This is a genomic window from Streptomyces sp. NBC_00988, from assembly GCF_045162645.1.
Taxonomy (GTDB): Bacteria; Actinomycetota; Actinomycetes; order Streptomycetales; family Streptomycetaceae; genus Streptomyces.
In genome coordinates, this window is sequence record NZ_CP108730.1 from 5,269,251 (window position 1) to 5,290,917 (window position 21,667).

Here is a 21,667-nt window from a genome sequence, read left to right on the forward strand (position 1 = left end):
CGGGTCACGGGAGGGTCGTAGTGACTACTCGATGACGAGGTCGACCTCGATGTTGCCGCGGGTGGCGTTCGAGTAGGGGCAGACCTGGTGGGCGGTCTCGACCAGCTTGCGGCCGGTCGCCTCGTCCACGGTGTCGGGGAGCTCGACGCGCAGGGTCACCTTGAGGCCGAAGCCCTCGCCCTGCTTGCCGATGCCGACCTCGGCGGTCACGGCCGCGTCGGTGACGTCGACCTTGGCCTGCCGGCCGACGAGGCCGAGGGCGCTGCCGAAACAGGCGGCGTAACCGGCGGCGAACAGCTGCTCAGGGTTGGTGCCCTGGCCGTTGCCGCCCATCTCGACCGGAATGCCGAGCTGAAGGTCGATCTTGCCGTCGTTGCTGACCGCGCGGCCGTCGCGGCCGTGGGTGGCGGTGGCTACGGCGGTGTAGATCGCGTCCATGGAAACCATCCCTCTCGGAAGTCTGTACGGGGGTGGCCGGTCCGGGTGTCCGGACCGCCTCACGACGACAAGTAGAGCACACAATTCAATTGTCCACAACTAAATGGCCCGCTAGCGCTATCCTGGGGACATGACCACCACTCCCGCCGCCACGCCCACCACGGACTGGCTCCGCCTCGACCAGCAGATCTGCTTCTCCCTGAACGCCGCGTCGCGCGCCTTCGGCGGTGTGTACCGCGTGATCCTCAAGGATCTCGGGCTCACGTACCCGCAGTACCTGGTGATGCTGGTGCTGTGGGAGCACGGCGAGCTGCCCGTCAAGAAGCTCGGCGAACACCTGCGACTCGACTCCGGCACGCTGTCCCCGCTGCTCAAGCGGCTGGAGACGGCCGGTCTGGTACGGCGTGAGCGCAGCGTCCGCGACGAGCGCTCGGTGGAGGTACGGCTCACCGACGAGGGCGTCGCGCTGCGCGAGCGGGCGGTCGAGGTGCCTCGGCGCATCCTCGGTGCGACCGGCTTCGACATCGACGAGATCCGGGCGCTGCGGGAGCGGCTCGACCAGCTCACGGGGGCGTTGGACTCGGCGACACTGGACGAGGCGTAGGCGCCAACCGCATCGACTGCGGGGGCATCCGGCGGATGTAGAGGGCCAGCTTCACCCGCCCTCGTACGTACTGCTGTCTTCGCGCGAACTCCCCGTCCACGACGTCGAGTTTGACCCGGTCGGTCGGGTCGCCCGGCACCCAGCGCGAGGGCAGCAGATTCGACTGCGCGACGATCCAGACCCGGTCCACACCGGCGAGCCGCGCCCGCAACTCCCCCGGCCCCACCTCCCGCCCACTCAGCGTCCCGGACCTCGCCCCCGACTCCCCCAGCGCCAGATCCCGGGCCCCGACGAACGGCCCCGGATACGCCGACGCCGTCACCCGCCAGAACGACGGCAGGAACAACACCGGGTCCCCGGGCCGCAGTTCACGCCCGGCGAGCGCGGAGACGGCGGCGAGATTCTCGGGGCGACGCGCCGCGTCACGGTCGCTCCGGTAGGCGGGGAGTCCGTGGAGGAAGGGGACGGTTGCGGCAAGGACGCCGGCGAGGGTGATGAGGTTGGCGCGGGTGGCGAGGGTGGCGATGGGGGTGCGGTCGGCGAGGGGGGTGCGGCGGAATGCGCGGCGGTCGGCCGGCAGGCGGTGGTGGTCGCCGGGCCGTGGGGGGTTCGGGCAGTCAACTCCGCTCAGGGGTAGTTGGCTTGAGGCTCCAGCTCCGGTCGTACGGTCGGCTCCGGCCGTACGACTGCTCCCACTCACCGCACCGACCAACTCGCGGCGACTCCGCGTCCCGGCCACCACGAGGTCGGCCTCCGCGCGCCGACCGTCAGACACCCCCCGCCCCTCCAGCCACAGCCACCTCACCGCCCCCACCACTCGATCCGCCCCCGCCGCCGCCAGCAACGGCGCCCCCGCCAGCGCGTACAGCACATACCGCTCGTGGAACAAGGGCCGGAATTGAGACACCGTCAACAGGAGCACCGGCGGCACCAGCAGCAACGGCAGGGCGACCGACGTGAGCCGGCCGGAGCCGAGGCCGAGCAGGATCAGCAGGACCGAGGTCCAGAAGACGACGCCGGTCGGGGTGACGGCGAGGAAGTCGCGGGCGAGCCCTTCCGTCGTGTCCCAGTCCGGCACCCTCAGCCAGGCCACCTGGGCGGACTGCCGTTGGGACACCCAGGCCAGCGGCAACAGGGCGCCCACCGCGGCACCCACCGCGCATCCCCAGCCGAGCCACACCGCCCTGCGCACCCGCGCCGCCGCCAGCGTCAGCGCGTGCGCGCAGAGCACCAGGACCGCGAACTCGTGCAGCAGAAAGGTCACGGCGAGGACAGCGCCGTACGGCCACCACGACCGCCCCTCCAACGCCCGCACCAGGAGCAGCGTCGCCCCGGCCACGCCCGCGGCGACGAGGGCGTACGAGCGGCCCTCCTGGGCGTAGTGGCCGGTCAGCGGGGTGATCGCGTAGAGGAGGCCGGCCCAGAGGCCGACGCGGGGGCGGGCCAGGCGGACGCCGAGGGCCGCGACCAGGCCCGCCGTCGCCGCCGCGCCGCACACGGACGGCAGGCGGAGGGCCACCTCGCCGGGGTGGACGGCGAGGACGGCGTGCATGAGGAGGTAGTACAGGCCGTGCACCGCGTCGACGCCGTGCAGCAGGTGCCAGATCTGCGGCACCGTGCGCCGCCCGACCAGGAACGTGACGCTCTCGTCGCCCCACATCCCGCCGCGGTCGAGCCCCCACAGCCCCAGCACGAGCATGACGACCACCGGCACGACCACGGCGACGACCCCCGCACGCGTCCGTCGCCCGTGCCTGTACTCACCCTCACCTTGGCTGTCCACCTGGCTGATTTTGTACTGTTAGCAAGCTCTTATCGACGATTGACGGTGTATTAGCATTCCTGCGGCATTCACCCGGCTTACGATCCGCCATGATGAACGCCGTCCGCAGACACCGCCTCCTCGCCCTCACCCTCGCCTGGCTCGCCACCCGCGCGGGGATGCTCCTCCTCCTCGCGTACAACGGCCTCCCCCTGCTCGGCCGGGGCGGGGTCGCCCGTGAGGTGTGGCGCCTGTACCACCACTGGTACGGCGTCCTGTCGCACGGCGCGTTCCCGGCGCACGACCCGCTGTGGCAGTACCCGCCGGGCGCCGGCCCCGTCCTCCTGGCCCCCGCACTGCTGCCGGACCTGACGTACTTCCAGGCGTTCGTCGCCCTCACCCTCGCGACCGACGCCGTGATCACGCTGACCCTGGCCCGCGCGGGCACCCGCCCCGGCCACAGCCTGCGCGGCGCCGCGTACTGGGTCGCCTGCCTCCCCCTCCTCCTGCACATGCCCCTCGTCCGCTACGACGTGCAGGTCACGGCGTTCGCCGTCATCTCCCTGTTGACGTTGTCGCGCTCCACGCGTGTGTGCGGCGCGTTCGCGGCGCTGGGCGCGCTGGTGAAGGTGTGGCCGGCGCTGGTGCTGCTGGGGATGCCGAGGGGGCGGACGACGCGGTCGGTGTGGTCGTGGGCGGTGGGGACGGGTGCCTTGTCGCTCATGATGCTCGTAGCCTTGTTCAACAATCCTTTCGCCTTCTTGCGCCAACAGGGCGGCCGGGGCGTACAGATCGAGTCACTCGGCGGCACGGTCCTCGGCCTGGCGACCCACGTCGGCTGGCCGGGCCAGGTGCACTACCGGTACGGCGCGATGGAGTTCACGGGACCGTACGTCTCCGCCGTCGCCGACGCCTCCCTCGCGCTCACGGCGGTCGCCTTCGGGCTTCTGCTGTGGTGGCGGCTCCGGGCCCGCCGTTGGACCGACGCGACCCCGTACGACGCCGCGATGAGCGCCGTCCTGCTGTTCACCGTGACCAGCCGGGTGATCAGCCCCCAGTACATGATCTGGCTGCTCGGCCTGGCCGCCGTCTGCCTGACCTCGCGGCACACGACCCAGCGCGCGGTGGCCGCGCTGATCGTGGCGGCGACCGCCGTCAGCTCCGTCGAGTTCCCCGTCCTGTATGTCGACGTCATCCACTCCACCTGGACGGGCTGCGCCCTCATGGTCGTCCGCAACGGTCTGCTGGCCGCCGCGGCCGTCCTGTCGTTCGTCCGCCTGTGGCGGTCGTCGAGGCCGCTCCCGGCGACGACGCACGCGCGCGTGCAGTCCCCCGGCCCCTACGGGGAGTCCCAGCAGTTGACCTCGGCACACTCCGGCGCCTGATTGACTGAGGCCCGAAGCGTGTGGGGGACGCACCGCGCGCGGGTCGAACGACATCCAGTGACGGAGGGGACGGCCGCACATGACCTGGCTGATCACAGGCGGCGCCGGCTACATCGGAGCGCACGTCGTGAGGGCGATGACCGAGGCGGGCGAACAGGCGGTCGTCTACGACGACCTGTCCACCGGCATCGCCGCGCGCGTGCCCGACGGCGTGCCCCTGGTGGTGGGTTCGACCCTGGACGCGGAACGGGTCGCCCGCACCCTCGCCGACCAGGACGTCACCGGAGTCGTCCATCTCGCGGGGAAGAAGCAGGTCGGCGAGTCGGTGGACCTGCCGTTGCACTACTACAGGGAGAACGTCGAGGGTCTGCGTGTCCTCCTGGAGGCGGTGACCACGGCCGGCGTCCCGTCCTTCGTCTTCTCGTCCTCGGCGGCCGTCTACGGCATGCCGGACGTGGAGCTGGTCACCGAGGAGACGCCCTGCGTCCCGATGTCGCCGTACGGCGAGACCAAACTGGCGGGTGAGTGGCTGGTCCGCGCGACGGGCAGGGCGACGGGCCTGTCGACGGCCTCCCTGCGCTACTTCAACGTGGCCGGCGCCGGCGCCCCCGAACTCGCCGACGTCGGTGTCTTCAACATCGTCCCCATGGTCTTCGAGAAGCTCACCGAGAACGCGCCCCCGCGCATCTTCGGCGACGACTACGCCACCCCGGACGGCACCTGTGTCCGCGACTACATCCACGTCGTGGACCTGGCCGAGGCCCATGTCGCCGCGGCCCGCGCCCTCCAGGCCTCCCCCGGCCGCGCCCTCACCCTCAACATCGGCCGCGGGGAAGGCGTTTCGGTCCGCGAGATGATCGACCTCATCAACGCGGTCACCGGCTACGACCGCCCCCCGACCGTCCACCCCCGCCGCCCCGGCGACCCGGCGCGCGTCGTCGCCTCCGCCGACCGCATCACCACCGAACTGGGCTGGAAGGCCAAGCACGACGTCCAGGACATGATCGCGTCGGCCTGGGAGGGGTGGGTGCGGCTGCATCCGGGGGCCGCGCGGTCTTGATGTGCGCGATCTGATGAACTCCGGCCCGGTGGACGGCTGTTCCCGATCGGAACGCGCCCTGGGCGCCGTTCTCGGCTCCGCCGTCGGCGACGCTCTCGGCGCGCCCTTCGAGTTCGGTCCCGAAGGCGCCTTCTCCGCCCGGTTTCCGGTGCCCGGTCACGGCGGCGAGATGTGCGGGGGCGGCGGCTGGGACCCGGGCGAGGCGACCGACGACACGCAGATGGCCGTACTCGTCGCGGAGTCTCTGCTGGAGTGCGGCGGGCTCCAACTCCCGGACGTGTTCCGGAGGTTCCGGCAATGGGCGGCGGCCGACCCGAAGGACATCGGCCTGCAGACCGAGGCCGTACTGAGCAGCGGCGACCCCTGGGACCAGGCCGCCGCCCTGCACTTCCAGACGAGCCAACGGGGCGCCGGGAACGGTGCGTTGATGCGCGCCGCCCCGTCGGCCGTCCACTTCGCACGCGCGGGACGCGACGCCACGATGGACGCCGCCCGCCGCATCGCCGCGCTCACCCACGGAGACCGCGCGGCCTGGGAAGGCACCGCCGTCTTCCACGAGTTGGTGCGCGTCGCACTGGACGGCGGCGACCCGCTCGACGCCGTCGCGGAGACCCTCCGGTCCGTCCACCCCGACCACCGGGAGCGCTACGGCGTCGTCCTCGCCCCGGACTGGCACCCCGACCTGGCGACGGAGTTCAACGGCGCCGTCTGGCCCTGCCTCGCCTCCGCCGTCTGGGCCCTGCGGACCACGACCTCCTACGAGGACGCCGTACGCGCCGCGATCGACCTCGGCGGCGACACGGACACCGTCGCCGCGGTGACGGGCGGCCTCGCCGGGGCGGTGTACGGGAGCGCGGCGATCCCGGAACGCTGGACCGAGGCCCTGCACGCACCGCTGCCGGGCTTCGGTGGTCGGGTGCTGCGGGCGGCCGAACTCGGGGAACTGGCACGGCGGTTGGATCACGGGGGTACCGGCTAGCCGACGGCCACGGCGGAGCCCTACAGCGCCTTGAGACCCTCCGTGGTCGCCCGGGCCAGCGCCCCCAGGTACCCCTTCGGCAGCTTCGGGCTGCGGATCACCACGGCACGCCAGTACAGGGGGCCGGAGATCAGGTCCAGGGCCAGGTCCTCGTCCATGCCGGGGCGGATCTCGCCACGCCGTTCCGCCGCCGCGAGGATCTTGCTGGCCACGCCCTCCTGGCCCTCACGCAGCGCCTTCTGCATGGCGTCGGCGATCTCGGGGTTGCGGGCCGCCTCCGCCTGGAGGTCCGGGATGATCTGCGAGGCGACGGGATGACGCAGCGCCCGTGACGTCACCTCGTACAGCATCCGGAGGTCGCCCTCCAGCGAACCGGTGTCCGGGGTCGGCAGCCCCATCACCGCGATCGCCGACACCACGTCTAGCACCAGGTGCAGCTTCGAACGCCAGCGGCGGTACACCGCCGTCTTGCCCACTCCCGCGCGCCGCGCGATCCCCTCGATCGACATCCGGGCATACCCGACCGCCGCCAGCTCCTCGAAGACCGCCGCCCGAATGGCTTCGGTCACATCCTCGCGGAGTACGGCCGCCCCGGCGGGGGTGCGGCGGCGCTGACGTGTCTGGGGCTCGTCGGCGTTCGTCGTCATAGCCCAAGCATAGGGGCGTTGCGACGAAACGGTTGCGTTCCGACGCGGGGTACGTGTGGCGCGTCGCGACGAAACGGGCTCGTCGTAACGCGGGCGGCGTGCGCGGCGGACCGGCAAGCGGCACGTCGGGACGCAACCGGCTCGTCGCCGCGACGGAACCGACCCGTCCTAGCAACGCGTCGGACCCGTCCCCACGACGCGCCCGACGCGTCCCGACGACGAACCGCCCCACCGTCCAGCCCCGCCTACCCAGAGCGTATCGACGCAACAGGCCCGTCCCGGCCCAAAACCTAACGGCCTCATCACATCCGTCACGACGAAACGGTTGCGTTCCGACGCCGAATCCGCCTACGCTCACGTTGCGACGATACGGTCCCGTTCCGACGTAAGAGAACGTAAAGAGAAGCGTAAGGAAACGCCGGGCGACGGGACACGGCAGCCGGACGCACGCACCCCCTCCCCCCGAGCGAAAGCAGCGGATGTGAGCCAGGTCCTCCACACACCGCCCCCTTCGCCGGCTCCGGCCGACGAAGACGACCTCGCGGCGCTCGCCGCACGCCACGGCCTCACGGTCAGTGGCGCCCGCCCCTCCCTGAGCGAGTACGTCCGCCAGCTGTGGGAGCGCCGGCACTTCATCACCGCGTTCGCCACCGCCAAGCTGACCGCGCAGTACAGCCAGGCGAAGCTGGGTCAGGTCTGGCAGGTGATGACGCCGCTGTTGAACGCGGCGGTGTACTACTTCATCTTCGGCATCCTGCTGGGCACCAAGCGCGGCGTGCCGGACTACATCCCGTTCCTGGTGACGGGCGTGTTCATCTGGACGTTCACGCAGAGCTCGATCATGGCGGGCACCCGGGCGATCTCGGGTAACCTCGGCCTGGTCCGGGCCCTGCACTTCCCCCGGGCCGCACTGCCGATCTCGTTCGCGCTCCAGCAGCTCCAACAGCTGCTGTTCTCGATGGCCGCCCTGGTCGTGATCCTGCTCTGCTTCGGTGTGCCGATCAGCTTCTCCTGGCTGATGGCGGTCCCGGTGCTGGTCCTGCAGTTCACGTTCAACGCGGGCGTCTCGATGATCATGGCCCGGATGGGCGCGAAGACGCCGGACATCGCGCAGCTGATGCCGTTCATCCTGCGCACCTGGATGTACGTCTCCGGCGTCATGTGGAGCATCGACAAGCTGACCAGCAAGGACCACCTGCCGCACATCGTGACGCTCGCCCTGGAGACCAACCCGGCGGCCGTCTACATCGACCTGATGCGCTACTCACTGATCGACAGCTTCCACTCCAGCCAGCTCCCCCCGCACGTGTGGCCGGCGGCGTTGGGCTGGGCGCTGATCGCCGGAGTCGGCGGCTTCATCTACTTCTGGAAGGCTGAGGAGACGTACGGCCGTGGCTGAGCAGACCATCGAGTACCACACCGAGCGGACCCCCGTGGCCGCGGACAGCACGATCCCCACCGTCGTCTGCGACGGCGTCGACATCATCTACCGGGTCAACGGGACCGGCGCCGGACGCGGCTCCGCGACCGCCGCCCTCAACCGCATGATGCGCCGCGAGAAGGCCGAGAAGGCGGCGGGTGTCCGCAAGGTCCACGCCGTCAAGAAGGTGTCGTTCGTCGCCTACAAGGGCGAGGCGATCGGGCTCATCGGCACCAACGGTTCCGGCAAGTCCACGCTCCTCAAGGCGGTCGCGGGCCTGCTCCCGGTCGAGAACGGTCGTATCTACACCCACGGCCAGCCCTCCCTCCTCGGCGTCAACGCGGCCCTGATGGGCGACCTGACCGGCGAACGCAACGTGTACCTCGGCGGCCTCGCCATGGGCATGTCCCGGGAGCAGGTCAAGGAGCGCTACCAGGGCATCGTCGACTTCTCCGGGATCAACGAGAAGGGCGACTTCATCACGCTGCCGATGCGGACGTACTCCTCCGGCATGGGCGCCCGGCTGCGGTTCTCCATCGCCGCCGCCAAGGACCACGACGTCCTCCTGATCGACGAGGCGCTGGCTACGGGCGACCGGTCGTTCCAGCGGCGCTCCGAGGAGCGGATCCGCGAGCTGCGCCAGCACGCGGGCACGGTCTTCCTGGTCAGCCACAACAACAAGTCGATCCGCGACACCTGCGACCGCGTGCTGTGGCTGGAGCGCGGTGAGCTGCGGATGGACGGGCCGACGGAGGAGGTCCTGGAGGCGTACGAGGCCTTCACGGGCGGCGCCGACAAGCCCAGGGAACCGGCCCCGGCCCCGGCGCCGACGGGTCAGGTCGCCGTCGCCTAGAGGTCCTCGTCCTGGAACACCCAGGTGCGGTAGACCAGGAAGCGGAACGCGGACGCGAGCACGATCGACAGGGCCTTCACGGCATTCGCCTCAAGCGGACCGTGGAGGCCCAGTCCGTGGTAGCCGACGTAGAAGAGGCCGCTCTCCATGAGGACGCCGATGCCGCTGAAGGCGAAGAACAGGGCGATCCGGCGGGCGCCGGGGGCGTCGCGGTCGCGGTAGGTGTAGTAGCGGAAGCCGAGGTAGTTGGCGCCCATCGCGACGCAGCTGGCCAGGACCGTCGCGAGCATCGCGGGCCAGTGCAGGCCGTGCAGCAGGGCGTTGAAGACCGCGAAGTTGACGAGGACGCCGCTGCCGCCGACGATCCCGAATTTCACGACTTCCAGGACGACCTTGCGCACCGGTCGGACGGGCTCGGTCACGCGTTCCTCGGTGAGGTTCAGAGTCACGTCACCAGGCTTAGCGGGGCAGAGTAAGTCCTTCCCCTGATTACCCCTAAGGCACTCCATGAAAAGGGCGCCCCGAGCCGTCGCGGCCCGGGGCGCCCTCATCGTCGTAGCCACTTCTGAAGAAGCGACTTCTAAAGAAGGGTCGTAGCAGCTACGACCCAGGGACTACGAGTGCGTCCGCAGCAGCGTTCGCATCGTGCGCATCGCCACCGACAGGTTGGCCAGGTCGAACGTCTCCGAGCTCTGGATCTCGTCCAGAGTCGTACGCGCCCGGCCCAGGATCGCCGTGTTCTTCTCCTGCCAGGTCACGAAGCGCTGCTCGGGGGTCGAGGTGCCGTTGCCCGCCGCGAGGATGTCGGCCGTCAGCGCCGCGTGGGCCGCGTACAGGTCCTCGCGGATGGAGGCGCGGGCCATGGACTGCCAGCGGTCCGCGCGGGGCAACTCGATGATGCGGTCCATGAGTTGGGTGATGTGCAGGCGGTCGGCGAGGTCGTAGTAGACCTCGGCGACGTCCATCGGGTCCTTGCCCGTGCGGTCGGCCACCGAGACGATGTCGAGCGCCGGGAAGGCGGAGGAGAACCCGGCCACGCGCGTGGCGAGTTCGGCCGGGACGCCGGCGCCGGTGAGCTCGTCGTAGATCTGCTGGTACCAGTCCAGGTCCGCGCCGCGCAGCAGCTTGGGCAGCTGGGACCAGACCTGCTCGACCCGCTCGCTGAAGAACTCGACGGTCTCGGCGAGCTGGAGCGGCTGCGGCCGGTTGTTGAGCAGCCAGCGGGTGCCGCGCTCGCACAGGCGGCGCGAGTGCAGGCGGATACGGGTCTGGACTGGCGCCTCGACGGTGTTGTCGAGCGCCTCGACGCCGTCCCACACCTCGGCGGCGTCGAAGATCGCGCGGGCCGCGGTCTGCGCCCGGACGATCTCCTCCAGGGAGGCCCCGGTCTCCTCGCGGAGGCGGTGCAGGAAGCTCGTGCCGCCGGTGTTGACCGTGTCGTTGACGAGGACCGTGGTGACGATCTCGCGGTGCAGCGCGTGGGTGTCGATCTGCTCGGCGAACTTCTCGCGCAGCGCCGTCGGGAAGTAGGCGTGCAGCAGGGTGCGCAGATACGGGTCGTCGGGCAGCGACGTGTGGAGCAGCTCGTCGGCGACCGTGATCTTCGTGTACGCCAGCAGGACGGCCGTCTCGGGACTGGTCAACCCCTGTCCCTGGGCGAGGCGTTCGCGGATCTGGCGGTCGGTGGGCAGGAACTCCAGGGCCCGGTCGAGGTGGCCCTCGCGGACCAGGGTGCGCAGGAAGCGCTGCTGGGCGTGGAGCATGTCCTTGGACTGGGCGAGCGCGTTGGCGATCGCGGTGTTCTGCGCGTAGTTGTTGCGCAGGACGAGCGCGCCGACCTCGTCGGTCATCTCGGCGAGGATCTTGTTGCGCTGCTTGACGGTCATGTCGCCGTCGGTGACCAGGCCGTTGAGCAGGATCTTGATGTTCACCTCGTGGTCCGAGGTGTCCACGCCCGCGCTGTTGTCGATCGCGTCCGTGTTGATCTTGCCGCCCTGCTGGGCGAACTCGATCCGGCCGAGCTGGGTCAGGCCCAGGTTGCCGCCCTCGCCGACGACCTTCACGCGCAGGTCGGCGCCGTCCACGCGGATCGCGTCGTTGGCCTTGTCGCCGACGTCCGCGTGGGACTCGGTGCTGGCCTTGACGTACGTGCCGATGCCGCCGTTCCACAGCAGGTCGACCCTCGACTTGAGGATCGCCTTCATGAGGTCGGCCGGGGTCATCTTGGCGACCTTGTCCTCGATGCCGAGGGCCTCGCGGACGTGGGCGTTGACCGGGATCGCCTTCGCGGTACGCGGGAAGACGCCGCCGCCGGCCGACAGCAGGTCGGTGTTGTAGTCGGCCCAACTGGAGCGGGGCAGCTCGAACATGCGGCGCCGCTCGGCGTACGAGACGGCCGCGTCCGGGGTCGGGTCGAGGAAGATGTGCCGGTGGTCGAAGGCGGCGACCAGGCGGATGTGCTCGCTGAGCAGCATGCCGTTGCCGAACACGTCACCGGACATGTCACCGACGCCGACGACCGTGAAGTCCTCGCTCTGCGTGTCGACGCCCAGCTCCCGGAAGTGCCGCTTGACGGACTCCCAGGCACCGCGCGCGGTGATGCCCATCTTCTTGTGGTCGTAGCCGGCCGAGCCGCCGGAGGCGAAGGCGTCACCGAGCCAGAAGTTGTAGCTCTCGGCGACCCCGTTGGCGATGTCCGAGAACGTCGCGGTGCCCTTGTCGGCGGCGACCACCAGGTAGGTGTCGTCCTCGTCGTGCCGGACGACGTCCGCCGGGGGGACGACCTCGCCGGCCACCAGGTTGTCGGTGATGTCGAGCAGGGCCGAGATGAACATCTTGTAGCTGGCGATGCCCTCGGCCAGCCACGCGTCCCGGTCCACGCTCGGGTCGGGCAGCTGCTTGGCGACGAAGCCACCCTTGGCGCCGACCGGCACGATGACGGTGTTCTTCACCATCTGCGCCTTGACCAGGCCGAGGATCTCGGTCCGGAAGTCCTCCCGCCGGTCCGACCAGCGCAGACCCCCGCGCGCGACCTTGCCGAAGCGCAGGTGCACGCCCTCGACGCGCGGCGAGTACACCCAGATCTCGTACGCCGGCCGCGGCGCCGGCAGGTCCGGGATGGCCTGCGGGTCGAACTTCATCGAGACGTACGCGTGCGCGTGCCCGCCGAGCGCCTCCTGGAAGAAGTTGGTGCGCAGGGTCGCCTTGATGACGGTCAGGAAGGAGCGCAGGATGCGGTCCTCGTCGAGGCTCGCCACCTGGTCGAGCGCCGCGTCGACCTCTTCGAGGAGGGCGTCCACGATCTCGCGCCCGGCGCGCTGCCGGTCCGGCGACATCCGCGCCTCGAACAGGGAGACGAGCAGCCGGGTGGTGTGGACGTTGTTGCGGAGGGTGTCCTCCATGTAGTCCTGGCTGAAGGTCGAACCGGCCTGCCGCAGGTACTTGGCGTACGCCCGCAGCACCATCGCCTGCCGCCAGTCGATCCCGGCGCTCAGCACCAGCGCGTTGAAGCCGTCGTTCTCGGCCTGCCCGGTCCAGGTGGCGGCGAACGCCTCCTGGAACCGCTCGCGTGCGTCGTCGCCGAGGTGGTCCCCACTGCCGTTCTGCGACTTGGGCATCCGCAGCCCGAAGTCGTAGATCCACGCCGTCGTACGGTCCGAGCAGCGCAGTTCGTACGGCCGCTCGTCGACGACCTCGACGCCGAGGCGGCTGAGGACCGGCAGCACGGCCGAGAGGGAGACCGGGGCGCCCTTGCGGTAGATCTTGAAGCGGCGCTCGTCGGGGGCGGCGCCCACCGGCTCGTAGAGGCTCAGCTCGAAGGTCTGCTCCTCGGTGAGCTGTTCGAGGTGGACCAGGTCGGCGACGGCGGCGCGCGGGGAGTGGTCCGCCTTGTAGCCCTCGGGGAAGGCGTTGCCGTAGCGGCGCACGAGTTCGGCCGCGCGCTCCTCGCCGCACTCGGCGTTCAGCGCGTCGCCGAAGCCGTCGGCCCAGGAGCGGGCGGCCTCGACCAGGCGGGCCTCGATGCGGTCCTTGTCGGCGTCGGACAGCTCCGGCAGCTCGGTGCCCTGCGGGACGCGGACCACGAAGTGCAGCCGGGAGAGGATCGACTCGGTGTTCCAGGCGGTGAAGTCGACGCTGATGCCGTCGAGCTCTTCTTTAAGGATGTCGATGATCCGGAGGCGTACGCCGGTGGTGTAGCGGTCGCGCGGGAGGTAGACGAGGGCCGAGTAGTAGCGGCCGTACTCGTCCTGGCGCAGGTACAGGCGCAGTCGCCGACGTTCCTGGAGGTAGAGCACGGACGTGACGATGGACCGGAGTTCGTCGACCGGGGTCTGGAACAGCTCGTCGCGCGGGTACGTCTCCAGGATCTGCAGCAGGTCGCGCCCGTCATGGCTGTTGGGCGAGAAGCCGGCGCCTTCGAGCACCTCGTCGACCGTGCGCCGGATCACGGGAACCCGGCGGACGGACTCGGTGTAGGCGGCCGAGGAGAACAGGCCCAGGAAGCGGCGCTCGCCGACGACCTCGCCGTTCTCGTCGAACTTCTTCACGCCCACGTAGTCGAGATACGACGGACGGTGCACCGTGGAACGGCTGTTGGCCTTCGTGAGGACGAGGAGCTTGTGCTCGCGGGCCTTGGCCCGGGCGTCGGCCGGGAGCCGCTCGAAGGACGGGCTCACCGGGTGGCTGTCCTCCCCGCCGTGCTGCGGGTCGGAGCGCAGGATGCCGAGGCCGGTGCCGGGGACCGCCGCGAGGGAGTCGTCCTCGCGGAGCTGGTACTCGCGGTAGCCGAGGAAGGTGAAGTGGTCGGCGGCCAGCCAGCGCAGCAGCTGACGGGCCTCCTCGACCTCGCTGGAGGGCAGGTCGGAGGCGGTCGGCTCGGTGGGCAGCTCGTCGGCCATCCGCAGGGCCGAGTCCCGCATCTTCTCCCAGTCCTCGACGGCCTCACGCACGTCGGACAGGACGCGCAGCAGGTCGGCGGTGATCTGCTTCAGGTCGGCGCGGTCGGTCTCACGGTCGATCTGGACGTGGATCCAGGACTCGGTGTGCGCGTCGTGCGGCAGCTCGCCGGCGGGCGGGGTGGTGAGCACCTCGATGAGGTTGCCGGTGAGGTCGCGGCGGACGACGACCTGCGGGTGGATGACGACGTGGATGCCGCGGCCCTGGCGGGTCAGCTCGTTGGTCACCGAGTCGACGAGAAAGGGCACGTCGTCGGTGACGACCTCGACGACGGTGTGGCTGCACGTCCAGCCGTTCTCCTCGACCGTCGGGGTGTGCACCCGTACGTTCGCCGTGCCCTGGGGGCGGGTCTCGGCCAGCCGGTAGTGGGAGAAGGCGGCACCGAAGACGTCGACCGGGTCGCGGTCCGCGAGGTCCTCCGGGGCGGTGTGCAGGTAGTAGCGCTGGAGGAACGCGAGCACGGTCTCCTGGTCCGGAGTGCTCTCGTCCGTCGTCCCGGTGGGTAGATGCCCCCCGACCGGGCTGTTCTCAGCTACCCGAGCAGCCCTTTCGAGCAACTCGGCCTTTGCTTCGTCCAGCTTGGTCTGCATTGTCCTCTGGCTCCTGTCGCGCGCCGTTGCGTGACGTAGAAAGAAGTACGGTCACTTCCCCTGCGGCTCGACGCCACGGCCCGGGTTCTCCGGTCTGCTCAGACGCTATGCCGCAAGGTGAGATGAGCGGTGGGTTATCAGCCATTTTCGGCACGCCCGACGGGTGTGACGCTGCTCTCTGTCGCGTCGGTACCCGGGGTGTGCACGGCGTCCTGGGAGCCCTTGGAGCTCCGTCCCGCCCGCGAGGGTCTGTCGGGCAGACCCTGGGACCAGCGACCGCCGCCCGGTCACGGATGTCGTCCGTGGTCGCCGGGCGCGGAGCAGGGGCGACGATGCCCCCGCGAAATATCGCGCTGATCACGCCACAAGGCTATCTCTCCTCACCGGGGGCTCGTCACGAGCCGGTTGTGTACAAAACAGAGGGTGGAACTTTGACGTTATGCACAGGGGCGCAGAGCATGAAATCGTCGTATTCACGGGCAGTCGGGACGATGACGGAGTCCGGGCCGCGAGGGCCCTTGGCAAGAACCCCGGCGCGCGGCACGTTGCTCGTGGGCTCATGAGTCCACGAGCCCTTGAGCCCGCGGACCCGTGAGTCCATGACGCCCGGCGGAGACGCCTGCCACGGCCACAGAGGAGCGCACCGACATGACAGCGAAGATCCTCATCGTCACCGGCGACGCAGCGGAGTCGCTGGAGGTCCTCTACCCCTACCAGCGCCTGCGCGAGGAGGGCTACGAGGTCCACATCGCGGCTCCCGAGCGCAAGAAGCTGCAGTTCGTCGTCCATGACTTCGAACCCGGCTTCGACACCTACACCGAGAAGCCCGGCTACACCTGGCCCGCCGATCTCGCCTTCTCCGAGGTCGATCCCGGCCGGTACGCGGCCCTCGTCATCCCCGGCGGGCGGGCCCCCGAGTACCTCCGCAACGATCCCGAACTCCGCAAGATCCTCAAGTCCTTCTTCGACACGGACAAGCCCGTGGCCCAGATCTGCCACGGCCCTCTGCTCACCGCCGCGATCGACGGCCTGCGCGGCCGGCGCGTCACGGCGTACCCGGCGCTCGAACTCGACATGCAGGCCGCCGGTGCGACCTTCCAGGACACCGAGACGGTGGTCGACGGCACGCTGGTCTCCGCTCGCGCGTGGCCGGATCACTCCAGCTGGATGCGGGAGTTCCTGACGGTGCTGCGGGCGAAGGCACCGGTGACGTGACCTCGGCGGTCGGCGTGAGGTGACGGGGGTGGGCAGGACGTGACGGGGTGCGCGGTGTCTCTTGAGGCGCCGTGTCTCCGAGGCACAGAGCCCTTGAGGCACCGCGCCTCGTCACACCGGCCGACAGGTCACCGTCACGCCGCCGCCAGCCGCTCCGCCTCCGCGACGGCCTCCGCCAGCGAGTCCACCACCGGGACGCCGACCACTTCGAGGCTGGCCCGGCTGTGCGAACCGCCGGTGTAGAGCACGGCTCGCGCGCCCACGTGCAGGGCGGCCACCGCGTCGTCGGCGGCGTCCCCGATCACGACGGTGCGTGCGGGATCCACGCCGGTCAGTGCCCCGAGGTGGCGCACCATGTGCTCGGCCTTGCTGCCGCCGGAGGGGCCGGTGCGCCCGTCGACCCGTATGAAGTGCGGTTCTATCCCGAACTCCCTTACCAGCGGGACGAGTTCGTCATGGCCGTACATGCTGAGGATCGACTGACTGCGCCCCGCGGTCCGCCACCCCGCGAGCAGGTCCGCCGCGCCCTCGGTGAGCCCGCAGACGACGCGATGCTCGGAGTAGTACCGATGGAAGGTCACGTCCATGACCTCCCACTCGGCGTCGGTGGGCAGCCGCCCCAGCAGCCGCTCGTAGAACTTGGGCACCGGCACGCAGTACAGCGCCCGGTACTCCTCCATCGTGATCGGCGTCAGCCCCAGCTCGGCGAACGCCGCGTTCGTCGCCCCGATGATCGCGTCATTGTCGTGGAACAGCGTGCCGTTCCAGTCCCAGACGATGTGCGCGCTTCCTTGCATCCCCATGCCAAAAAAGTACCCGCCGCCACTGACAATCAAGATAATCGCAGGTCAACGGGCACATACGGCCATCCGACCGCCGCCGAAAAGGCTCAGTCGGCCAGCCCGACGAGGTTCGGGATCTCCTGCGTCGCGTACCAGAGCAGCTCGTGGTCCTCGGCCCCGTCCACGACGAACTGCGCGTCGTCGTCCCCGCGGTCGGCCGCCGGAAGCGCGTCGGCGGCGGCGCTCACGTCGCCCTCCGCGTCCCCGAGATCCACGTGCACGGCGGCCGCCTTGGCCAGCGCCACGGTTCCGGTCACCCGCACCTCGCCGAGCGCAGCCGGGTCGAGTCCGCGGTCGGGGTCGGCGTGCGCGGTGCCGTCGGGTACGTCGACGGCGACCACGACCCGGCGCCGCGGCGCGTCGGGGTGGACCGCCAGCAGCCGCAGGGAGGCGAGCGCGGCCCGGTTCAGCGCCGCGTACTCCAGCTCCTCGATGTCGTCGGAGAGGTACCACTCGCGCAGCGCGGGCGTCACGGCGTACGCGACGAAGGGTCCCGTCCCCAGCTCGCCCGTCTTGTACGCCTCGGCGAGACCGGGGAGGGTCAGGGGGACGTAGACGCGCATGGCTGACCGCTTTCGTAGTTCGGAGAGTGCCTCGGGGAGGACGGTTCCGCGGACGGTGCCGCGCCTCCGTGAGGGCCTCCAGGATACGTGCGCGGGTCCCCCATCGAGTCCCCACCCGCACCTCTGAGGGCGTCCACCCCACGCCGGTGATTCACCCGGCACGCTCTTGCGGCGACGGGCTTCCGGCCCTCCGGATCACTCGGATAAGTGAACATTCCGGCCCCTCCGACCCGCGCCGCCACGTCCTTGCTCCCCCTGCCCATGGCCCCGTACAAGATCCCCAACCAGCAAGTTACTTCCCGGTACATCCCGGGCCGACCCAACGGGGCCTCCCATGCACAAGGTCATGACCAGGACCGCCCAGCACACCCCGACCCGCCCCCCGACCCGCCGCGACCCCCGCCGCCCCGGCACGGCTTCACCTCGCGGACAGGGCGGGGGAACGTCCCGTACGGCGCCCGCGGCGGAGAGCGCGGCTCCGGCGAGGGACACCCCGGCTGCGGCTCCCGGCCAAGGCGCAGCCCGTACAGCGTCCGCCCGGACGCCAGGCCAGGGCTCAGCTTCTACGGCCCTCACGCCGCCGCCGAGCCACCGCACAGCCCCTACGACGCCAGCTCCCGCGGCAGGCCGCACCCCGGCCCACGCCGACCCTCACACTGTCCCCGCCCAGGCCGCCCGCGGCCGCGTCCCGCAGCCCCGCCCCACCGACCTCTTCGCCGACCGTCTCCTCGCCGTGCTGAGCGGTCAGCGGCCCGTCCACTGGATGCTCCGGCACACCGCCGGCCGCGCCTACGACGAACTGGCCCGCCTCGCGGAACACGGCCCCCTGCGCGCCACCCGCGGCACGCGCCCGGTGGTTCGGGACATCGGCTACTACGTCGCCCGCGAGGGCGCCGTGGAGGCCTTCGCCCGCATCGGCGCCGGTGACCAGGTACGGGCCATGGCCTTCCGCCTGGAACGCGGCGCGGACCTCCGCTGGCGCTGCACGGCGGTGGAACTGGGCGGCTCCCGCGCCCCGCACCCGGACGACGACTGAGGAGCGCTGACAGCGGACCAGGGGCCTACGGCGGTTGCGGCGGACCGGGGCTGACGGCTGACGGCCAAGGCAACCGCCCCCTGCGCCGGGTCGCCCCCGCCCGTGCCGGTCGACGCCCCCGGTCGTACCCGCCGCGCCCCCGCGCCTGCCCGCAACCCGCACACACGCGTGCACCCCGCCCGCACGCCAAAGGGCCGGGCACCGTAACGATGCCCGGCCCTTCAAGGTCCTCCACCGGAGTGCGGCGGCCCCGACAAGCTCAACCCCTCACCCAGGGGGCCGCCCGCCGCAGTTCACCGCTCGACCCGCGGAACGACCGTCACTTCTTGCGGCGGCTGCTCCGGCGCCCCTGCTTGCGGCGCTCCGCGCGCGTGAGGCCGTCCGCCTCGGAGCGCACCGGCTCGTCGTCACTGCTGAAGTCGCCCTCGACGATGCCGCCCTCACCGTCCACGGTCGGCGCGGAGAAGTGCAGCCGGTCCGGCCGCTGCGGGGCGTCGAGCCCCTTGGCACGGATCGCGGGACGGGCGCTCGCCTGCGCGGGCACCGTGTCCTCCTTGTCGAGCGACGGCTTGTCGTCCTCTACGGGGACTTCCTCGACCTGCTGCTCGACCTGGACCTCCAGGTTGAACAGATAGCCGGCGGACTCCTCCTTGATGCCGTCCATCATGGCGGTGAACATGTCGAAGCCCTCGCGCTGGTACTCGACCAGCGGGTCCTTCTGGGCCATCGCGCGCAGGCCGATGCCCTCCTGGAGGTAGTCCATCTCGTAGAGGTGCTCGCGCCACTTGCGGTCCAGGACCGACAGCACGACCCGGCGCTCCAGCTCGCGCATGATCTCGGAGCCGAGCTGTTCCTCGCGCCCCTCGTACTGCTCGTGGATGTCGTCCTTGATGGACTCGGAGATGAACTCGGCGGTCAGACCGGCCCGGTCCCCGGCCGCCTCCTCCAGCTCCTCCACGGTGACCCGCACCGGGTAGAGCTGCTTGAACGCGCCCCACAGCCGGTCGAGGTCCCAGTCCTCCGGGAAGCCCTCGGTGGTCTCCGCGGTGATGTACGCGTCGATCGTGTCGTCCATGAAGTGCACGACCTGGTCCTGGAGGTCCTCGCCCTCCAGGACGCGGCGGCGCTCGCCGTAGATGACCTCGCGCTGACGGTTGAGGACCTCGTCGTACTTGAGGACGTTCTTGCGGGTCTCGAAGTTCTGCTGCTCGACCTGCGACTGGGCGGACGCGATCGCGCGCGTGACCATCTTGTTCTCGATCGGCACGTCGTCCGGGACGTTCGCCATCGACATCACGCGCTCGACCATCTGGGCCTTGAACAGCCGCATCAGGTCGTCGCCGAGGGAGAGGTAGAAGCGGGACTCGCCCGGGTCGCCCTGTCGGCCGGAGCGACCGCGCAGCTGGTTGTCGATACGGCGCGACTCGTGCCGCTCGGTGCCGAGGACGTAGAGGCCGCCGAGGTCCTTGACCTCTTCGAACTCGTCCTTGACCGCCTGCTCGGCCCTCTCCAGGGCGGCCGGCAGGGCCTGCGCCCACTCCTCGATGTGCTCCTCGGGGTCGAGGCCGCGCTGGCGCAGCTCCGCCTCGGCGAGGTCGTCGGGGTTGCCGCCGAGCTTGATGTCCGTACCGCGGCCGGCCATGTTGGTCGCGACGGTCACGGCGCCCTTGCGGCCGGCCTGGGCGATGATCGGCGCCTCACGGTCGTGCTGCTTGGCGTTCAGCACCTCGTGCTGGATGCCGCGCTTGGCGAGCTGCTGCGAGAGGTACTCGGACTTCTCGACCGACGTCGTACCGACGAGGATCGGCTGGCCCTGCTCGTGCTTCTCGGCGATGTCGTCGACGACCGCCTCGAACTTCGCGACCTCGGTGCGGTAGATCAGGTCCGACTGGTCCTTGCGGACCATGGGCCTGTTGGTCGGGATCGGGACGACGCCGAGCTTGTAGATCTGGTGGAACTCGGCGGCCTCGGTCATCGCCGTACCGGTCATGCCCGAGAGGTTGCTGTAGAGGCGGAAGAAGTTCTGAAGGGTGATCGTGGCGAGCGTCTGGTTCTCGTCCTTGATGTCCACCCCTTCCTTCGCCTCGATGGCCTGGTGCATGCCCTCGTTGTAGCGGCGGCCGGCGAGGATACGACCGGTGTGCTCGTCGACGATCATGACCTCGCCGTCGATGACGACGTAGTCCTTGTCCTTCTTGAAGAGTTCCTTGGCCTTGATGGCGTTGTTCAGGTAGCCCACCAGCGGGGTGTTCACCGACTCGTAGAGGTTGTCGATGCCCAGCCAGTCCTCGACCTTGCTGACACCGCCCTCGTGGATGGCCACCGTGCGCTTCTTCTCGTCGACGTCGTAGTCGCCCGTCTCCTCCAGGCCCTTGAGCGAGTTGCCTGCCTCGCCCTTCTTCAGGCGGGTGACCAGCTTGGCGAAGTCGCCGTACCACTTGGTGGCCTGGTCGGCCGGGCCGGAGATGATCAGCGGCGTACGGGCCTCGTCGATGAGGATGGAGTCGACCTCGTCGACGATCGCGAAGTTGTGGCCGCGCTGCACCAGTTCGTCCTGCGACCACGCCATGTTGTCGCGCAGGTAGTCGAAGCCGAACTCGTTGTTCGTGCCGTATGTGATGTCGCACGCGTACTGCTCGCGGCGCTGGGCCGGGGTCATGTTGGCCAGGATGCAGCCGACCTCAAGGCCCAGGAACTTGTGGATGCGCCCCATCATCTCGGAGTCGCGCTCGGCCAGGTAGTCGTTGACCGTGATGATGTGGACGCCGTCTCCGGAGAGGGCGTTCAGATACGCGGGCAGGGTGCCGACCAGGGTCTTGCCCTCGCCGGTCTTCATCTCGGCGACGTAGCCGAGATGAAGGGCCGCACCGCCCATCATCTGCACGTCGTAGTGGCGCTGGCCGAGGACGCGCTTGGCGGCCTCACGGACGGTGGCGAACGCCTCGGGCAGCAGGTCGTCCAGGGTCTCACCGTCGGCGTAGCGCTGCTTGTACTCCTCGGTGAGGGCCTTCAGCTCGGCGTCGGAGAGGTCCACGAAGTCCTCTTCGATGGACTTGACCTGGTCCGCGATGCGGTGCAGCTTGCGCAGGATCTTGCCTTCGCCTGCACGCATGATCTTCGAGAGGACGGACACGGGGCTTGGTCTCCTTGCCGGTCGGGCCTGGGACGGTCGGTTACCAATGACATGACTGAGCAACGGCCATCGTATGCGAGGACCCCGCCACGCCGGGAGCCTGCCGGGGACGCCGACCGTCCGCTCCTTCAAATCTGCTTCAAAGGGGACAACGGCCGGGGGTCACCGATGGTGCCGCGCCCCT

The 21,667-nt window shown here is 70.2% G+C and carries 16 protein-coding genes; 8 read left to right on the forward strand and 8 right to left on the reverse strand.

Annotation, left to right across the window (positions count from 1 at the left end; all coding sequences use genetic code 11):
- Positions 1-24: 24 nt before the first annotated feature.
- Positions 25-438, reverse strand: a complete 414-nt coding sequence (locus OG496_RS24000) for an organic hydroperoxide resistance protein (protein WP_019056748.1) — start codon at positions 436-438, stop codon at positions 25-27.
- 130 nt (positions 439-568) lie between these two features.
- Here OG496_RS24000 and OG496_RS24005 point away from each other — a divergent pair, with 130 nt between their 5' ends.
- Positions 569-1,042 carry a MarR family transcriptional regulator gene (locus tag OG496_RS24005; protein WP_366490448.1) on the forward strand — a complete coding sequence of 158 codons (474 nt, stop codon included), beginning with the start codon at positions 569-571 and terminating at the stop codon, positions 1,040-1,042.
- Here the strand turns inward: OG496_RS24005 and OG496_RS24010 are convergent.
- Positions 1,002-2,741 carry a glycosyltransferase family 39 protein gene (locus tag OG496_RS24010; RefSeq protein WP_405976695.1) on the reverse strand — a complete coding sequence of 580 codons (1,740 nt, stop codon included), beginning with the start codon at positions 2,739-2,741 and terminating at the stop codon, positions 1,002-1,004. The genes OG496_RS24005 and OG496_RS24010 overlap by 41 nt on opposite strands.
- A 176-nt stretch (positions 2,742-2,917) precedes the next feature.
- Between OG496_RS24010 and OG496_RS24015 the strand changes: the two genes are divergently transcribed.
- The 3 genes from OG496_RS24015 (at position 2,918) to OG496_RS24025 (ending at position 6,228) form a co-directional block, all read left to right on the forward strand.
- On the forward strand, positions 2,918-4,189 hold the full coding sequence (locus OG496_RS24015; RefSeq protein WP_405976696.1) for a glycosyltransferase 87 family protein: 1,272 nt from the start codon (positions 2,918-2,920) through the stop codon (positions 4,187-4,189).
- A 79-nt stretch (positions 4,190-4,268) separates the two neighbouring features.
- Positions 4,269-5,249 carry a UDP-glucose 4-epimerase GalE gene (gene galE / locus OG496_RS24020; RefSeq protein ID WP_405972350.1) on the forward strand — a complete coding sequence of 327 codons (981 nt, stop codon included), beginning with the start codon at positions 4,269-4,271 and terminating at the stop codon, positions 5,247-5,249.
- 13 nt (positions 5,250-5,262) lie between these two features.
- Positions 5,263-6,228 (forward strand): ADP-ribosylglycohydrolase family protein, encoded by a 966-nt coding sequence (locus tag OG496_RS24025; protein ID WP_405976697.1) that lies wholly within the window; start codon positions 5,263-5,265, stop codon positions 6,226-6,228.
- Positions 6,229-6,248: 20 nt separating this feature from the next.
- Here OG496_RS24025 and OG496_RS24030 read toward each other — a convergent pair whose 3' ends face one another.
- Complete coding sequence (locus OG496_RS24030) at positions 6,249-6,875, reverse strand: TetR/AcrR family transcriptional regulator (RefSeq protein ID WP_328682918.1); 627 nt, start codon at positions 6,873-6,875, stop codon at positions 6,249-6,251.
- A 481-nt stretch (positions 6,876-7,356) separates the two neighbouring features.
- Here OG496_RS24030 and OG496_RS24035 point away from each other — a divergent pair, with 481 nt between their 5' ends.
- Together OG496_RS24035 and OG496_RS24040 are read left to right on the forward strand one after the other, a co-directional pair.
- Positions 7,357-8,274, forward strand: a complete 918-nt coding sequence (locus OG496_RS24035; RefSeq protein WP_366490444.1) for an ABC transporter permease — start codon at positions 7,357-7,359, stop codon at positions 8,272-8,274.
- Complete coding sequence (locus OG496_RS24040; protein ID WP_405972351.1) at positions 8,267-9,148, forward strand: ABC transporter ATP-binding protein; 882 nt, start codon at positions 8,267-8,269, stop codon at positions 9,146-9,148. Before OG496_RS24035 ends, OG496_RS24040 begins: the two co-directional genes overlap by 8 nt.
- Here the strand turns inward: OG496_RS24040 and OG496_RS24045 are convergent.
- Together OG496_RS24045 and OG496_RS24050 are read right to left on the reverse strand one after the other, a co-directional pair.
- The gene (locus OG496_RS24045) at positions 9,145-9,597 is read right to left on the reverse strand and encodes a GtrA family protein (protein WP_405972352.1); all 453 of its coding nucleotides are present in this window, start codon (positions 9,595-9,597) and stop codon (positions 9,145-9,147) included. The genes OG496_RS24040 and OG496_RS24045 overlap by 4 nt on opposite strands.
- Before the next feature lie 165 nt (positions 9,598-9,762).
- Positions 9,763-14,694, reverse strand: coding sequence for an NAD-glutamate dehydrogenase (locus tag OG496_RS24050; RefSeq protein ID WP_405972353.1), 4,932 nt, complete (start codon positions 14,692-14,694; stop codon positions 9,763-9,765).
- A 648-nt stretch (positions 14,695-15,342) separates the two neighbouring features.
- On the opposite strand from OG496_RS24050, the gene OG496_RS24055 reads away from it, so the two are divergent.
- Entirely contained in the window at positions 15,343-15,909 is a 567-nt protein-coding gene (locus OG496_RS24055; RefSeq protein ID WP_366490440.1) for a DJ-1/PfpI family protein, read from the forward strand.
- A 134-nt stretch (positions 15,910-16,043) separates the two neighbouring features.
- On the opposite strand, the gene OG496_RS24060 is transcribed toward OG496_RS24055, so the two are convergent.
- Both OG496_RS24060 and OG496_RS24065 read right to left on the reverse strand, forming a co-directional pair.
- Positions 16,044-16,712 carry an HAD family hydrolase gene (locus tag OG496_RS24060; RefSeq protein WP_405972354.1) on the reverse strand — a complete coding sequence of 223 codons (669 nt, stop codon included), beginning with the start codon at positions 16,710-16,712 and terminating at the stop codon, positions 16,044-16,046.
- Between the two features lie 86 nt (positions 16,713-16,798).
- Positions 16,799-17,314: a DUF6912 family protein gene (locus OG496_RS24065; RefSeq protein ID WP_366490438.1), complete on the reverse strand. Its 516-nt coding sequence runs from the start codon at positions 17,312-17,314 to the stop codon at positions 16,799-16,801.
- A gap of 334 nt (positions 17,315-17,648) precedes the next feature.
- On the opposite strand from OG496_RS24065, the gene OG496_RS24070 reads away from it, so the two are divergent.
- Positions 17,649-18,350, forward strand: a complete 702-nt coding sequence (locus OG496_RS24070) for an Rv3235 family protein (protein ID WP_399392212.1) — start codon at positions 17,649-17,651, stop codon at positions 18,348-18,350.
- A gap of 319 nt (positions 18,351-18,669) precedes the next feature.
- Here OG496_RS24070 and secA read toward each other — a convergent pair whose 3' ends face one another.
- Positions 18,670-21,483 (reverse strand): preprotein translocase subunit SecA, encoded by a 2,814-nt coding sequence (secA, locus tag OG496_RS24075; protein WP_366490436.1) that lies wholly within the window; start codon positions 21,481-21,483, stop codon positions 18,670-18,672.
- Positions 21,484-21,667 lie beyond the last annotated feature (184 nt).

Excerpts from the sequence above, each read along its gene's own strand:
- OG496_RS24070 (WP_399392212.1), top strand. The coding sequence starts at position 17,649 with ATGCACAAGGTCATGACCAGGACCGCCCAGCACACCCCGACCCGCCCC.
- OG496_RS24065 (WP_366490438.1), bottom strand. The coding sequence starts at position 17,314 with ATGCGCGTCTACGTCCCCCTGACCCTCCCCGGTCTCGCCGAGGCGTAC.
- OG496_RS24030 (WP_328682918.1), bottom strand. The coding sequence starts at position 6,875 with ATGACGACGAACGCCGACGAGCCCCAGACACGTCAGCGCCGCCGCACC.
- OG496_RS24000 (WP_019056748.1), bottom strand. The coding sequence starts at position 438 with ATGGACGCGATCTACACCGCCGTAGCCACCGCCACCCACGGCCGCGAC.
- OG496_RS24005 (WP_366490448.1), top strand. The coding sequence starts at position 569 with ATGACCACCACTCCCGCCGCCACGCCCACCACGGACTGGCTCCGCCTC.
- OG496_RS24010 (WP_405976695.1), bottom strand. The coding sequence starts at position 2,741 with ATGCTCGTGCTGGGGCTGTGGGGGCTCGACCGCGGCGGGATGTGGGGC.
- OG496_RS24050 (WP_405972353.1), bottom strand. The coding sequence starts at position 14,694 with ATGCAGACCAAGCTGGACGAAGCAAAGGCCGAGTTGCTCGAAAGGGCT.
- OG496_RS24015 (WP_405976696.1), top strand. The coding sequence starts at position 2,918 with ATGAACGCCGTCCGCAGACACCGCCTCCTCGCCCTCACCCTCGCCTGG.
- galE (WP_405972350.1), top strand. The coding sequence starts at position 4,269 with ATGACCTGGCTGATCACAGGCGGCGCCGGCTACATCGGAGCGCACGTC.
- OG496_RS24060 (WP_405972354.1), bottom strand. The coding sequence starts at position 16,712 with ATGGGGATGCAAGGAAGCGCGCACATCGTCTGGGACTGGAACGGCACG.
- OG496_RS24055 (WP_366490440.1), top strand. The coding sequence starts at position 15,343 with ATGACAGCGAAGATCCTCATCGTCACCGGCGACGCAGCGGAGTCGCTG.
- OG496_RS24025 (WP_405976697.1), top strand. The coding sequence starts at position 5,263 with ATGAACTCCGGCCCGGTGGACGGCTGTTCCCGATCGGAACGCGCCCTG.